Origin of the sequence: Stenotrophomonas sp. FR010 (assembly GCF_047520755.2) — a bacterium.
Taxonomy (GTDB): domain Bacteria; phylum Pseudomonadota; class Gammaproteobacteria; order Xanthomonadales; family Xanthomonadaceae; genus Stenotrophomonas; species Stenotrophomonas sepilia.
The window spans coordinates 221,494-236,090 of sequence record NZ_JAXBQT020000002.1 but is presented as its reverse complement, the minus strand read 5'-3'; the positions used below and the strand labels follow the sequence as shown (position 1 = coordinate 236,090).

The window sequence follows — 14,597 nt, the reverse complement described above, 5'->3', positions numbered from 1 at the left end:
GGGGCGCTTCGGCCCCGTCCCCGCAAGTACCGCCACCGGAGAAAACGGTCAGCTGCGTCGGGCGCAATACACCGCGCGCGGCGGCAGCTGGAGTTCGTTGCCCTGCACCGTGCCCGCATCCGGGCCCGGTACCGCCACCTGCTGCCAGTTGCCCGGCGGCAGCGGATGGGTCACCGCCTCGGCCGACAGGTTGAAGGCCAGCAGGAGGGTTTCATCTGCAAGCATACGCTCGAACAGCAGCACAGGCTCGGCGCTTTCAAGGAATCTGATGCTGCCATGCAGAAGCGCCGGCTGGGTATGCCGCCAGGCCAGGAACGCGCGGAACGCCGCCAGCACCGAGTGCGGGTCGCGTTCCTGCACGGCCACCGCCGCCGCCCGGTGCTCGGCCGGAATCGGCAGCCAGGGCTGGCCGCTGGTGAAACCTGCTAACGGCGCATCGGTCCATGGCAGCGGGGTGCGGCAGCCATCACGGCCCTTGAAGTTCGGCCAGAAGGTGATGCCGTAGGGGTCCTGCAGTGCCTCGAACGGTACCTCGGCCTCGGCCAGGCCCAGCTCCTCGCCCTGGTACAGGCAGACCGAGCCGCGCAGCGAGCACAGCATCGCCACCAGCATCCGCGCCAGGCGCGGGTCAGCCGGGTGGCCGCCCCAACGGCTGACCGCCCGCTCCACGTCGTGATTGGACACCGCCCAGCACGGCCAGCCTTCGGTCATCGCCGCTTCCAGCCGCGAGACCGTGTCGCGGATATAGGCCGCGCTGTAGTCATCCACCAGCAGCTCGAAGCTGTAACCCATGTGCAGGCGGCCATCGCGGGTGTACTCGGCGGTGGTCGCCAGCGAATCCTCCGAAGAGATCTCGCCCAGGCTGACCGCGCCCGGGTACTGATCCAGCAGCGCGCGCAGGCGCTCCAGGAACGGCAGGTTCTCCGGCTGGGTGTTGTTGTAGTAGTGGTACTGGTAGGCGTACGGGTTGTCCGGGCTGAAGCCGCGCCCCACCCGCTTCTCCGCCGGCTTGGGCGGGTTGTCACGCAGCTGCGCATCGTGGAAGCAGAAGTTGATCGCATCCAGGCGGAAGCCATCCACGCCGCGATCGAGCCAGAAACGGACATTGTCCAGGGTGGCCTGCTGCACGTCCGGGTGGTGGAAGTTCAGGTCCGGCTGGTCGACCAGGAAGTTGTGCAGGTAGTACTGCTCACGGCGCGGCTCCCATTGCCAGGCGCAGCCGCCGAACAGTGACAGCCAGTTGTTGGGCGGGGTGCCGTCCTCGCGCGGGTCGGCCCAGACGTACCAGTCCGCCTTCGGATTGCTGCGGTCCTGGCGGCTCTCACGGAACCAGGCATGCTCGATCGAGGTATGGCTCAGCACCTGGTCGATCATCACCTTCAGGCCCAGGCCGTGGGCCTTGGCCAGCAAGCGGTCGAAGTCGTCCAGGCTGCCGAACAGCGGGTCGACGTCGCGGTAGTCGGCGATGTCGTAGCCGAAGTCGGCCATGGGGGACTTGAAGAACGGCGAGATCCAGATTGCGTCCACGCCCAGCGCGGCGATGTGGTCCAGGCGCTGGATGATGCCCGGCAGGTCGCCTACTCCATCACCGTTGGCATCGAGGTAGCTGCGCGGGTAGATCTGGTAGATGACGGCTCCGCGCCACCATGGATAGTGCGACATCGACAGCCCCCCTCCGGGCATGCGGGACCCGCCAGAAGCGGGCCGAAATCCTGTTCCGGCAAGCTTAGCGGCGGCCCCGCAGGCATGGCGCAACCTGCATACGTATTCACGCAGGCGGCAGCGTTTGCGGGGCCGGGAACGCCGGCCCGCCCGGTTTGCGCCCGAATTCACGGCCAGCGCCTATAATCGATGGTGAGCCTGAAAGCCTGATCGCATGACCATCACCGAAGACACCCGTCCCGCCCTGGGCCTGCCCCAGATCCAGTCGCTTGCCGCGGCCGACATGGCCGCCGTCGACGCCCTGATCCGGCGCCGGCTGTCCTCGGACGTCGTGCTGATCAACCAGATCGCCGACCACATCATTTCCGCCGGCGGCAAACGCCTGCGCCCGATGCTGGTGATGCTGGCCGGCCATGCGGTCGGCCAGGCCGGCCCGGAGCACCACCAGCTGGCCGCGATCATCGAGTTCATCCACACCTCTACCCTGCTGCACGACGACGTGGTGGACGAATCCAGCCTGCGCCGCGGCCGCAGCACCGCCAACGCGCTGTGGGGCAACGCGCCCAGCGTGCTGGTGGGCGACTTCCTGTACTCGCGCAGCTTCCAGCTGATGGTCGAGCTTGAGCGCATGCCGGTGATGCAGATCCTGGCCGACGCCACCAACCGCATCGCCGAGGGTGAAGTGCTGCAGCTGCTGCACGTGCACAACCCGGACACCGACGAAGCCGCCTACCTGCGCGTGATCGAGCGCAAGACCGCGGTGCTGTTCGCCGCCGGCACCCGCCTGGGCGCGCTGGCCAGCGGCGTGGATGAAGCCACCCAGCAGGCCCTGTTCGACTACGGCATGCACCTGGGCTACGCCTTCCAGATCGCCGACGACGTGCTGGACTACTCGGCCAACGCCGAGGAGCTGGGCAAGAACCTGGGCGACGACCTCGCCGAGGGCAAGGCCACGTTGCCGCTGATCCACGCGATGGCCCACTCTGATGACGCTACCCGCGAGCGCCTGCGCACCATCGTGCAGGACGGCGATGCCTCGGCGATGCCGGAAGTGCTGGCCGCGATCCGTGCTACCGGCGGCCTGGAGTACAGCCGCGCGCGTGCCGAGGAATATGCCGAAGCCGCCGAGCGCGCCCTGGATGGCCTGGGCGACAACGATGCCGTGGCCGCCCTGCGTGGCCTGGCCCGCTACGCGGTGCAGCGCTCGCATTGACCGGTAGTGCCGACCAACGGTCGGCACCTACCAAACCGGCATTCCGGTGGGTGCCGACCGTAGGTCGGCACTGAAACGGTCGCATTGACCGCATCCGGTAGTGCCGGCCGCTGGCCGGCATTCCCGATGACATCCGCAGCATCATGAGGTTGCCGGCCAGCGGCCGGCACTACCACTGCACGGCTTAACGCTTCTCGAAGCGTTCCTCGAAGAATTCATCCAGCGCCTTCCACGCGCGCTTGGCCGCCCGCTCGTTGTACTGGCAGCCCGGTGGGCTGTTGGCGTCGCGCTCGGCGAAGCAGTGCACGGTACCGCTGTAGTTGGTGAACTCCCAATCGACCTTGGCCGCATCCATTTCCTTCTGGAAAGCGGCGATGTCCTCGGCGGTCACGCTCCTGTCATCGGCCCCGTTGAGCACCAGCACGGACGGATGGGCGCCACCGGCCTGCGCCGGCAGCGGCGAACCCAACCCACCGTGCAGGCTGACCACAGCGGCCAGCGGCGCACCGGCGCGGGCCAGCTCCAGCACCGTGGTGCCACCGAAACAGAAACCGACCGCACCGATCCGGCTGGCATCCAGCGGTACCTTGCCGGCCTGCGCCTTGAGCACGTTCACCGCTTCCAGTGCACGCGCACGCAGCAGCGGCCGGTCGTTGCGCAACTTGCTGGCCACCGGCCCCGCCTCCGCATCGCTCTTCGGCCGCACGTCTTTGCCGTAGACATCGGCCACCAGCACCACGTAGTCATCACCGGCCAGCTGCTTGGCCTTCTCGACCGCCGACTCGTTTACACCTTTCCAGTTCGGCACCATCACCAGGCCGGGGCGCTTGTCATGCTCGCCATCGTCATAGACCAGCACACCACTGAAGGTCGTGCCCTGGTGCTTCCACTCCACCGGCTGCATCTTCATCGCCGCCCACGCCGGCATCGCCGCCAGCCCCAGCATCATCGCCACACCGCATCGCCAACGATTCATGCGCCTGCTCCGCAAGAAAAAGGGGACGGAGGGGATTAAGCCGTTTTCGCCCCTCCCGCGTCGCATTCTGCATTGGCGGCGTGACGCAGGTGTGGTTGGATACGACTTAATCCCCTCCGTCCCCTTTTTTCGCATGAATCTTGCTGATCGCTTTCTGTCTGGCCTGACCCCGCGTTTGCCTGCCGAGGATGCCCCGCAGTGGGCACATGTCCAGGGCGCCAGCGCCGAGGACCTGCAGCGCCTGCGTGCGCAGTGGCCGCAGGTGCCGGACAGCCTGGTGGAACTCCTATCGCGCGTGGATGGCACCCACTACCGGGAGTACCCCGGCGGCAAGGTCTGCGTACTGATGCTGGGCTCGGACGTGGAGGACGGTGGCTACCCGTACTACCTGCGCTCGGTCGCGCAGATCTTCGAGGACCAGCAGCAGTGGGACGACAGCATCCGTTCCATCTACGAAGAGTGGCTAGATGAGGAGCCGGAGATCCTGGGTGAAGGCATCGACGGTGATCTGCCGATGAGCAGGCGCCTGTGCTTCTCGCACTGCATGAACAACGGCGGCACCTCGATGCTGTACCTGGATTTCGATCCGGCACCGGGTGGCACCGTCGGCCAGGTGGTGCGCTACCTGCACGATCCGGACAGCTACGCAGTCATCGCGCCAAGCTTCGATGCGTACCTGCAGCAGCTCATTGACGGCGGTTACGCGTTCATCGACGAAGACGAATGAAGGCCGCCGAGCGTGGGCTCGGCGCTACAGTAGAGCCACGCCATGCGTGGATGAATTTCCCCACAGGTTGCCGGCCAGCGGCCGGCACTACCCGCGTTCGATCCAGTGCAACGTGCCCGGCTTGAATGCCAGCAGATCCGACGCCGCCAGATGCGCGCGCGGCCAGTGGCGTTCCGGCGGCTTCGGCTGCCGGGCACCCACCGAACCGTCGTAGTCGCGCACCAGCAGGCCGATGCGCGCGGCCCCAGCCTGCAACAGCGCGTCGATACGCTGCAACCACTGGCCGGCATCGTCCAGGGCTTCATCGCGGCGTGCCTGCTGATCCTGTTCATGCCGCGCCAACTGCGCCGCCAACGCGCGCGCGATCTTCGCTTCGCTCCAGCCCTTCCTGCGCCAGCGTTCGGCATCGCCGTTCCACGCACGAACCGCCTGCGCCGAGGCCAGCCACGTGCCGCAATCGCAGTGCACGGCACTCAACCACGGCTGCCAACCGGGCCCGACCGCTGACTGCAGGCTGGGCGAATCCTGCGCAAACAGGCGCCGGCCACTACTCTGCATGATCGCGGCGGCTTCAATGTGCGATAAGGATGCGGGCAGGAACAGGGTAATGAAGGTGCACACGCGGCTATCCGGGTCCGCCCGGGGATGCGCCCATGGTAACTCGCCGGGGTCAGAGCCCCTTCCTGAGGAAAGGGATCCGACCCCGATCCGGCGGATCAAGCGATGCCCAACCCCGGAATCGCGCTGATGCTGTCCGGATCGAATCCGGCCAGTTCGGCGAAATGGCGGCCACGCGCCACGTAGTCGCGGTAAGCACCAAAGCTCGGCGCACCCGGCGACAGCAGCACCACCCCGCCCTGCGTGCCCAGAGCCGTGCGCGCCAACGCCATCGCCTCGGCAAGATCGCCCGCAGCGTGCAGGCCGAAGCGGCCGGCGTCGGCCAGCGGCTGCAGCATCGCGTGGATGCGCGGGCCGTTGCTGCCCATGGTCACGATCTCCACCGGCGGCACATCGTGCGCCATGTGCTGCATGAAGTCGGTCCAGTCCAGGCCACGGTCGTGCCCGCCCACCAGCAGCGCAATGCGCTGCCCAGCAAAGCACTCCAGCGCGGCCAGGCTGGCATGCGGCGTGGTGCTGATCGAATCATTGACGTAAGTCAGGCCATCGGCCACGCCGATGCGCTGCAGGCGGTTCGGCAGCGGGCGGAAATCCTGCACCGCCGGTGCCAGCGCCACCGCGTCCAGCCCCAGTGCCTCCAGCGCGGCCAGCACCGCGCACAGGTTGCCGCGGTTGTGGCGCCCCGGCAGCGGTGTGTTGCGGGTATCGAACACCGCCTGTTCGCCGCGATGCACGATGTCGCCCCGCATATGCCAGCCCTGCGGCTGGTTGAACCAGACCACCTCACTATCGGGCAGCGACAGTGCCGCCAGGTGCGGATCGGCGGCATTGAGCACGGCAATGCGCGGTGCGGCTTCCGTCACCAGCCGCAGCTTGTCCTCGATGTAACGCTGTTCGCTGCCGTGCCAGTCCAGGTGTTCCGGGAACAGGTTCAGCACCACTGCCACCTGCGGGTGGGCGCCACTGCGCGCCACTTCACCGGTCTGGTAGCTGGACAGCTCGACGGCCCAGTACTCGGGCGCCGGCTGCGGGTCCAGCACCTCCAGCAGCGGCAGGCCGATGTTGCCGACCAGTCCGGTGCGATGCCCGGCCGCGCGCAACAGGTGCGCGACCAGCGCGGTGGTGGTGCTCTTGCCCTTGGTGCCGGTCACGCACACGGTGTCGTGCACGATGCCATCGTCGGCCGCGTGTTCGGCGAACCACAGCGCGGTGCCGCCGATGAAGGTGGTGCCCTGCGCTGCCGCCGCCAGCGCGATCGGCTGATAGGGACTGATCCCGGGCGATTTGATCACCACGTCGAACGCGGCCAGCGCTTCAGCAGAAGGCTCGCCACGCACGTCCAGCGCGCCCTGTGTTTCCACGCGCGCGGCCCCGACTTCGGCCGCCGGGCAGAACAGGCTCAGCGGCAGCGTGGGCAGGCGCTCACGCAGCACCGCAAACGCGGCGCGGCCCTCGCGGCCCCAGCCCCACAGCGCGACGCGCTTTCCTTCAAGCTTCGAAATCTTCACGCACCCGTTCCCACAGCGCAGCCGGAACGCGGTGCTCGCCCTGCAGTTGCAGCAGCGGTGCCAGTTCCAGTTCGGCGGCATCCAGCTGCGGCTGGATCTCGTTGCAGAAGCGCTTCACCAGCACGTCTTCCTTCCACTCCGGGCGCTGCGCCAGGGTCGCCATCGCCGCACGCGATTCGCGGCCTTCACCCACGCACTCGAACGGCTTGTGGTCCTGGAATTCCAGCAGCGCATCGAAGCCACCGGCCTGCTCGGCATCGTCCAGCAGGTTGCGGCCGAAGATGCGCACCAGGCGCGTCTTGGGCATGAACGGGGCCAGCGCCAGGAACACGAAATGGCACTTCGGGCAGACGCCACACCAGCGGTTCACCGGGCGCTCGCCGAGGATGTGGAAATTGCGGTTGCAGCTGGAGAAGTGCGCGTCGTAGAAATCAGTCTTGGCGAACTGGCGGGCCACCGCCAGCTCGGACATCGGTCGCAGCAGCGAGTAGTACTGCAGATCCGCCGCCACGTACTTCCGCACATGGCTGCCGAACGCCTGCTCGCAGGCCCAGCCCTTGGACCACTGGTGATTCACTTCGCCGGTGCCCGGAATCTGGCTGCCGTAGCTGGCCGAACGCTCGTTGGAGAACACGACCTGGTCCACGCCGTGCAGCAGGGCGGCCAGCACCATGATTGCCGAGTTCACCACCGTCACCGGGATATGGCCGTTCCAGGCGCCCTGGCGGTTCAACTCGAACAGTTCCGGTGCCAGCGTGCGGCCCAGGTTCAATGTCGGCAGGCCGGTGCGCTCGGCGCACGCACGGATCAGCTGCGAGCCACCGATCCAGGTCACCGTCTCGTCCACGCCGGCACGGCGCAGCGCTTCGATGCTGACCAGCGAATCCTTGCCGCCGCCGATGGCCACCAGCGCGTGCGGCCGCAGGCCCAGCGCCGGCGCCTGCACGGCCTCGCCCTGCACCGGCAACCGGAAGCGGCCGCGCAGGTTCAGGCCGTTGCGGTAGGCGAATTCGCCCAGGCCGTTGAGGTAAATGGTCTCCACCAGTGCGGCGGTATCGGCATCGATGCTGTAACTGTCGATGCTGACCGTATCCGGTACGCCGGCCTTGTAGTAGCTGACGCCGGCGATCAGGTGCAGCAGCTGCAGCGCACGCTGCACGGCGGCGGCGCGCGCCTCGTCCAGCACGAACGGGGCGCCGGGCACGGTGATGGTTTCCACCATCTCCGGGCCGTCGTCGAAGGCGTAGACCAGCCGGGCCACGCCGGTATCCGCTGCGAAGTCGCAGCGGACGAAGCGGAAGCGGGAAACCTGGTGTTTGTCGAAAGCAGTCATGGTGTATCCGGTCAGGCACGGGCCCGCGCGAAGGCGCGGGGCGTGTCGGTGGGCGGGTGCAGGGCGCGCGCGGTGGTCATTCGATCACGTCTTCGCGCGGCAGCTTCCGCTGGTTGTAGGTGTTGGCCATCACATAGCCGTAGGCACCGGCATCGGCGATCAGCATCACGTCGTCCGGCGCAGTGGACACCGGCAGCTTGCGGCGCTTGCCGAACACATCGCTGGATTCACAGATCGGCCCGACCACATCGAACGCCGCTTCGGCATACCCCCCCTGCCGGCTGAGGTTCTCGATGTCATGCCAGGCGTCGTACAGCGCCGGGCGCATCAGTGCGTTCATGCCGGCGTCCAGGCCGACACGGCGCACGCCGTCCTTCTCCACCACCTGGGTGGCATGGGTCAGCAGCACGCCCGATTCGGCCACCAGGTAGCGACCCGGCTCGATCGCCAGGCGGAATGCCGGGTGCAGCGCCTTTACTTCGGCCAGGCCCTCGGCCCAGGCGTCCAGGTCGAAGGGTTCGTCTTCATCGCTGTACGGAATCGGCAGGCCGCCACCGATATCGATGGTCTGCACGCTGCCGATGCGGCGGGCGAAACCGGCCAGCTCATCGCACATCAGGCGCCAGTGCTGCGCGGTTTCCACGCCGCTGCCCAGGTGCGCATGCAGGCCCACCACGCGGCTGCCCAGTTCGGTGGCCGCGCGCACGAACTCGTCGACGCGGGCGATCGGCAGGCCGAACTTGGACTCCTTGCCACCGGTACGGACCTTGGCGTGGTGGCCCTCACCCCGGCCCAGATCGACGCGCAGCCACAGCTCGCGGTTACGGAACAGGTCCGGCCAGCGCTGCAGCGCTTCCACGTTGTCGACGGTCACGGTCACGCCCAGCGCAAACGCCGCCTCGTACTCGCTGCGCGGGCAGAAGCTGGGGGTGAACAGCACGCGCTTGGGCGACAGTTCCGGCAGGTGCTGGAACACATGCTTCAGCTCGCCGTGCGACACGCACTCCAGGCCGAAGCCTTCGGCTACCAGCAGCTGCAGGATGGCCGGGTGGCTGTTGGCCTTGATCGCGTAGTAGCGCTGGTCGATCGGCTTGATTGCGGCCAGTGCACGGGCGCGCGCGCGTACCGTCGGCAGGTGGTAGACGTAGCGCGGCGTACCGGCATCGGCCAGCTGCAGCAGGTGCGCACGCTGGCCGCGCCACCACGGCGTGCCGCGCGGGCGCACGGTGCCGGCAATCTCGCGCCAGCGCGGGCCGAACACTTCGGTCTCTTCCACCGGCATCGCGCCGCTGTCGATCAGCTCTGCGTGCAGGATCGGCAGCAGGCCATCGGCATCGGCCTCGTCGATGACGAAGGTCAGGTTCAGGTCGTTGGACGACTGCGAGATCATGTGCACGCGCTCGCGGCCGAAGGTGGCCCACACGTCCGACAGCTTGTGCAGCAGCGACCGCATGCCGCGGCCCACCAGGGTGATCGCCGCGCACGGCACGATTACCTTCACCTTGCAGATCTGCGACAGGTCGGCCGACAGCGCGGCCAGCACATCGGTGTTGACCAGGTTCTCGGACGGGTCCAGCGACACGGTGACGTTGGTCTCGGCCGAACCGATCAGGTCCACCGACAGGCCGTGCTTCTTGAACAGGTTGAACACATCGGCCAGGAAGCCGACCTGCTGCCACATGCCGATGCCTTCCATCGACACCAGCACGATGCCATTGCGGCGGCTGATCGCCTTCACCCCCGGCACCGGTGCGGCGCTGCCATCGATGCTGGTGCCCGGCAGTTCCGGGCGCTCGGTATCGAGGATGGCCATCGGCACGCCGGCATCGCGGCACGGCTTGATCGAGCGCGGGTGAAGCACCTTGGCGCCGGTGGTGGCGATTTCCTGCGCTTCGTAATAGTCCAGGCGGGTCAGCAGGCGCGCGTCCGGCACGTCCTTCGGATTGGCGCTGAACATGCCCGGCACATCGGTCCAGATCTCCACCCGGCTGGCGCCGAGCAGCGCACCGAAGTACGCCGCCGAGGTATCCGAGCCACCACGGCCGAGGATGGCGGTACCACCATCGGCATGCCGCGAAATGAAGCCCTGGGTGATCAGCAGGCGGGTCGGCTGCGCGCGGAAGCGCTGCATCCACTCCGCGTCGGCGCGCCACTGGCAGTTCACCGACAGCCGCTGCGACCAGTCGCTCTGGTTCGGCTGCGGCGGCATCGCGTCCAGCCACTGGCGGGCATCCATCCAGCCCATGTCCAGGCCCGAGGCGCGCAGATAGGCCGCGCCCAGGGTAGAGGACAGCAGCTCGCCCTGGCCCAGCACTTCGGCCTGCCAATCCAGCGGACGGGTGGCCGCCCGCGCATCGTCGAGCAGGCCCTGCAGTGCCGCCAGCCGTTCGGCCAGCACCTCGCGGCCCAGGCCGAGTTCGGCCAGGAAGCCCTCATGCCGCTCGACAAGCGCTGCCACGCGATCACCGCTGTCCGGCGCGCCGTCGGCAATCGCGGTCAGTTCGTTGGTGACCCCGGACAGCGCCGATACCACCACCAGCACGCGCGATCCGGTCTCTTCCGCGCGTTTTTTCGCCAGCTTCCCGATCGTGTCCCAGCGGTGACGACGCGACACCGAGGTGCCGCCGAACTTCAGTACGATCCAACGATCGACAAGGGGGGAAGCTGACATGGATTGGCTATGTAGAATGTGGGGAAGCCGCCCTCGGGGGCGGAACCTTCGATTCTAAGCGCAATATCCCCGTAGATGGCCGTCCTCCGCTACCTGCAGCTCGATGTCTTCGGCCCCCGCCCCGGAACCGGCAATCCACTGGGCGTCATCCTGGACGCCGACGCGCTCTCCAGCAGCCAGATGCAGGCCCTGGCCGCCTGGCTGAACCTGTCCGAGACGGTGTTCTTCCTGCGCCCCACCGCGCCCGGCGCCGACTACCACATCCGCATCTTCACCCCGACCCGTGAGCTGGCCTTCGCCGGCCACCCCAGCGTCGGCGCCGCCTGGGCGGCAGTGACCTGCGGCCTGGCCCAACCGCGTGACGGCGCCCTGCTGCAGCAATGCGCGGCAGGGGTGCTGCCAGTACGGGCGAGCGGTCCGGCCGAGGCACTGGAGATCCAGCTGGCCAGCCCGCCGGCACGGCAACTGGACACGGAGGCAGGCGGAGCGCCCGCCGCGCTGTTGGCGCTCGCTGCCGACGGGCAGGTGCCCGAACTCTGGGACAACGGCGCACGCTGGTGGCTGCTGCCACTGCGCGATGCCGCCGCCGTTCGCGAGCTGGCACCGGACATGGCCGCGCTGGCCGACTGGAGCCTCGCCACCGACGCTACAGGCCTGGCCGTCTTCGCCGATGAAGCCGGCACCGGCCACACCCGCGTGGTGCGTGCCTTCTGCCCCGCTGATGCGCCCGCCGTGCCCGAGGATCCCGTGACCGGCAGTGCCAATGCACTGATCGGCGCCTGGCTGCGGCAGCGCAATGCCCTGCCCGGCCGCGAGGGCCGCTACGTGGCCAGCCAGGGCCGCGAAGTCGGTCGCGATGGTCGCGTGCAGGTACAGGTCGATGCGCAGGGCACGGTGTGGATCGGCGGCCAGGTGCAGCCGGTCATCGACGGCCAGATCCGTTGGCTGTAGAGCCGAGCGTAGGCTCGGCTGCTTCTTCTCACACCCCGACACAGCCGAGCATGGGCTCGGCTCTACAACCGCGCGTTAAGCTGCGCGCCACCCGATCCTGGAGTTTCGCCCCGATGACCACCCGCCGTTTCCTGCAGCTGGATGTGTTCTCCCCGCGCGCCGGCGCTGGCAACCCGCTGGCCGTGGTACTCGATGCCGACGGCCTGGACGATGCCAGCATGCAGGCCATCGCGCGCTGGACGCGCCTGCCCGAGACCACCTTCGTGTTTCCGCCCCAGGCCGCCGGTGCCAGCTACCGGCTGCGCATGTTCAGCCCGCAGAAGGAAGTGCCGTTCGCCGGCCACCCCAGCGTCGGCACGGCGCATGCGGTGCTGCAGGCTGGCCTGGCCACACCGATCGACGGCGTGCTGGTGCAGGACGGCATTGCCGGTGTCCTGCCGCTGCGCGTCAGCGGTGAGGGCGCGCAGCAGCGCATCGCCATCCGCACACCGCGCGCGCAGTTGGCGGAGACCGCTGAAGCCTTCGACCCGCGCCTGCAGGCAGCGCTGAAGGACTGGCCACTGGGCTCGCTGCCGCCGGCGCGCATGCAGGGCGGACGCAGCTGGTGGGTGGTGCAGGTGGCCGATGAAGCCGCATTGCGCGCCCTGCATCCGGACTGGGACGCGGTGGCTGCGCTGGCCGAGTCCACCAACAGCATGGGCGTGTTCGCCTATGCCTTCAGCGATGGCAGTGAGGGATTCGATCTGGCCGTGCGCGCTTTCGTCGGCAATGGTCGGCGCTTCGAGGACGCCGCCTCCGGGGCCGCCAATGCAGTGCTGGCCGCGTGGCTGGACCTGCGCGACGCGCTGCCACGTGGCCGTGCACCGTTCGAAGTCAGCCAGGGCCGCGAAGTCGGCCACGATGCGCGTCTGACCCTGCGGGTCGATGAGGACGGCGAGGTCTGGTCCGGGGGACAGGTGCAGACCGTCATCACCGGCACCCTTGATTGGTAAAGGGGTACTGTAGAGCCGAGCCCACGCTCGGCTGCTCCTCGGCCAGATCACGGGACCTGCAGAAGCCGAGCATGGGCTCGGCTCTACAGATGCGCCGGCTCAGCCCAGCTCGGCTTCCAGGCTGATCGGCACCGCGCTCAGCGCCTTGGATACCGGGCAGTTCTGCTTGGCATCATCGGCAATGGCACGGAACTGCGTCGCATCGATGCCGGGCACCACCGCCCTGACCTTCAGGCGGATCTGCGACAACTGCGGACCGCCTTCCAGCGACAGGTCGACCTTGGCTTCGGTGTCCAGCGAGGTCGGGGTGAAGCCTGCTTCGCCGAGCTTGGCTGACAACGCCATGGTGAAACAACCCGCGTGCGCGGCGGCAATCAGCTCTTCCGGATTGGTGCCCTTTTCGTCGCCGAAGCGGCTGTTGAAACCGTAGCGGGTCTTGTCCAGCAGCCCACTCTGCGGCGTGCTCAACTGCCCCTTGCCCGTCTTCAGATCGCCGTCCCAGTGCGCGGTGGCGTGTCGCGAGATTCCCATTGTGCTGCTCCTGCGTGGCGGTGATGAACGGCTACCCTCGCACGCCACGCGTTAGCCCTGCGTCGCTCCGCCGCACGCCGGACGTCGCCCCCGAGTCCGGCGCGTGGACACTTCCTCGCCAGACCGGAACGCATTTTCCTCTTGTTTTCAGTGGTTTCGCGCACCCCACCGATCGGCGGGCGCCGGCGATCGAACACGCTGGCGTGCCCCCATCCCCGACCGCCGACCATGTACTGAATCGGCCTGGATATGAAAAAACATGCACTTTCCGCGCTTCGGGCTATTGGCGGCGCCCAAGAGTTGCCCTACATTGCGCTTGCCGACGGGGTTCGGCGCCGACCAAACAACCAACCGTTCACGGAACAGGAAACCATGGCAAAGACCGCTAAGAAGGCTGCCCCGAAGAAGGCAGCGAAGAAAGTCGCGACGAAGGCAGCCGCCAAGCCGGCCGCTCCGAAGCCGATCAAGGAAGTGCTGACCAAGTCCGGCCTGGTTGCACACATCGCTGAAGCCTCCGGCGTCGTCGCCAAGGACGTCCGCGCTGTGCTGGCCTCGCTGGAAAGCGCCGTCGCCTCCTCGGTGCACAAGAAGGGCGCTGGCTCCTTCACCCTGCCGGGCCTGCTGAAGATCACCACCGTCAATGTGCCGGCCAAGCCGAAGCGCAAGGGCATCAACCCGTTCACCAAGGAAGAGCAGTGGTTCGCCGCCAAGCCGGCCACCACCAAGCTGAAGGTGCGTCCGCTGAAGAAGCTGAAGGACGCCGCGCTGTAAGCGCGCGCCCCAACGTGGATTCCGACGGGACGGCTCTGGCCGTCCCGTTTTTTTTGCGTGCCCGGCGGTAGATCCACGCCATGCGTGGATGCGTCGCGCTGTGGCAATCCGCAACACAGCGTTGCCGCCTCCCCGGGAATGCCCGTACAGGCCCGTCGCCACTGGCCGAGCGCGGCCTGGGCAGGTGCTGGAACGTACCGGGTGGAACACTGCGTGCAGCGCCGGCCGTCGCCTCAGGCCGTGGCCTTGCCTATGGTGGGCACATCCTCCACAGCTACGGCGAGCACACCCTCATGGCCAGCCCCTCCACCCGCTACCGGATCTCGGTGACCCCCATCGAAAAGGACGGGCTGCAGTGCACAGGGCGCTGCACCATCGAACTGGAGCATCGCGCCAGCCGCGACCTGATGCGCCTGCTGGAGGCGGCCCCGCGTACCGCCGGGATCAGCGGCGACGAGCGTGCGACCCTGGTGATCGCCACCCAGCTGCTGCGCGATATCGTGCAGCGCCATGCCGAGACCGGCGGCCACGCATTGGCGGCCATCGCCGGTCAGGTCCTGCCAGCGCTGGACGCTCTGGATCAGCTGCCCTCCTCCCGCTGATCCCGGCGCAATCGCTACACTGCCGCCCTCCAGGTTGCCTCG

At 68.0% G+C, this 14,597-nt stretch carries 13 protein-coding genes; 6 read left to right on the top strand and 7 right to left on the bottom strand.

Going from position 1 to position 14,597, the window contains the following annotated elements:
• Positions 1–48 precede the first annotated feature (48 nt).
• The gene (locus ACM0PK_RS03450; protein ID WP_414607572.1) at positions 49–1,662 is read right to left on the bottom strand and encodes an alpha-glucosidase family protein; all 1,614 of its coding nucleotides are present in this window, start codon (positions 1,660–1,662) and stop codon (positions 49–51) included.
• Positions 1,663–1,876: 214 nt separating this feature from the next.
• Here ACM0PK_RS03450 and ACM0PK_RS03445 point away from each other — a divergent pair, with 214 nt between their 5' ends.
• Positions 1,877–2,875 carry a polyprenyl synthetase family protein gene (locus ACM0PK_RS03445; protein ID WP_005408451.1) on the top strand — a complete coding sequence of 333 codons (999 nt, stop codon included), beginning with the start codon at positions 1,877–1,879 and terminating at the stop codon, positions 2,873–2,875.
• Between the two features lie 184 nt (positions 2,876–3,059).
• Here the strand turns inward: ACM0PK_RS03445 and ACM0PK_RS03440 are convergent, their stop codons facing one another.
• Positions 3,060–3,851: a dienelactone hydrolase family protein gene (locus ACM0PK_RS03440; protein WP_414607573.1), complete on the bottom strand. Its 792-nt coding sequence runs from the start codon at positions 3,849–3,851 to the stop codon at positions 3,060–3,062.
• Positions 3,852–3,984: 133 nt separating this feature from the next.
• Here ACM0PK_RS03440 and ACM0PK_RS03435 point away from each other — a divergent pair, with 133 nt between their 5' ends.
• Positions 3,985–4,578, top strand: coding sequence for an SMI1/KNR4 family protein (locus ACM0PK_RS03435; protein ID WP_414607574.1), 594 nt, complete (start codon positions 3,985–3,987; stop codon positions 4,576–4,578).
• Between the two features lie 87 nt (positions 4,579–4,665).
• Here ACM0PK_RS03435 and ACM0PK_RS03430 read toward each other — a convergent pair whose 3' ends face one another.
• From ACM0PK_RS03430 to ACM0PK_RS03415, 4 genes are all read right to left on the bottom strand, one after another.
• A complete protein-coding gene (locus ACM0PK_RS03430; protein WP_111201197.1) occupies positions 4,666–5,199 on the bottom strand; it encodes a hypothetical protein in 534 nt (177 codons plus the stop codon).
• Between the two features lie 95 nt (positions 5,200–5,294).
• On the bottom strand, positions 5,295–6,704 hold the full coding sequence (gene murD / locus ACM0PK_RS03425; protein WP_111201198.1) for a UDP-N-acetylmuramoyl-L-alanine--D-glutamate ligase: 1,410 nt from the start codon (positions 6,702–6,704) through the stop codon (positions 5,295–5,297).
• Positions 6,685–8,037 carry a UDP-N-acetyl-alpha-D-muramoyl-L-alanyl-L-glutamate epimerase gene (gene murL / locus ACM0PK_RS03420; RefSeq protein WP_061479208.1) on the bottom strand — a complete coding sequence of 451 codons (1,353 nt, stop codon included), beginning with the start codon at positions 8,035–8,037 and terminating at the stop codon, positions 6,685–6,687. Before murL ends, murD begins: the two co-directional genes overlap by 20 nt.
• 76 nt (positions 8,038–8,113) lie before the next feature.
• The gene (locus ACM0PK_RS03415; RefSeq protein ID WP_111201199.1) at positions 8,114–10,708 is read right to left on the bottom strand and encodes a bifunctional aspartate kinase/diaminopimelate decarboxylase; all 2,595 of its coding nucleotides are present in this window, start codon (positions 10,706–10,708) and stop codon (positions 8,114–8,116) included.
• 75 nt (positions 10,709–10,783) lie between these two features.
• On the opposite strand from ACM0PK_RS03415, the gene ACM0PK_RS03410 reads away from it, so the two are divergent.
• Positions 10,784–11,659, top strand: a complete 876-nt coding sequence (locus ACM0PK_RS03410) for a PhzF family phenazine biosynthesis protein (protein ID WP_111201200.1) — start codon at positions 10,784–10,786, stop codon at positions 11,657–11,659.
• Positions 11,660–11,772: 113 nt separating this feature from the next.
• Positions 11,773–12,651, top strand: a complete 879-nt coding sequence (locus ACM0PK_RS03405; RefSeq protein ID WP_111201201.1) for a PhzF family phenazine biosynthesis protein — start codon at positions 11,773–11,775, stop codon at positions 12,649–12,651.
• Between the two features lie 99 nt (positions 12,652–12,750).
• Here the strand turns inward: ACM0PK_RS03405 and ACM0PK_RS03400 are convergent, their stop codons facing one another.
• Entirely contained in the window at positions 12,751–13,182 is a 432-nt protein-coding gene (locus tag ACM0PK_RS03400; protein ID WP_111201202.1) for an OsmC family protein, read from the bottom strand.
• A gap of 372 nt (positions 13,183–13,554) precedes the next feature.
• Between ACM0PK_RS03400 and ACM0PK_RS03395 the strand changes: the two genes are divergently transcribed.
• A complete protein-coding gene (locus tag ACM0PK_RS03395; RefSeq protein ID WP_072168628.1) occupies positions 13,555–13,953 on the top strand; it encodes an HU family DNA-binding protein in 399 nt (132 codons plus the stop codon).
• A gap of 293 nt (positions 13,954–14,246) precedes the next feature.
• On the top strand, positions 14,247–14,555 hold the full coding sequence (locus ACM0PK_RS03390; protein ID WP_005415605.1) for a DUF3861 family protein: 309 nt from the start codon (positions 14,247–14,249) through the stop codon (positions 14,553–14,555).
• The last annotated feature ends 42 nt before the right edge of the window (positions 14,556–14,597 follow it).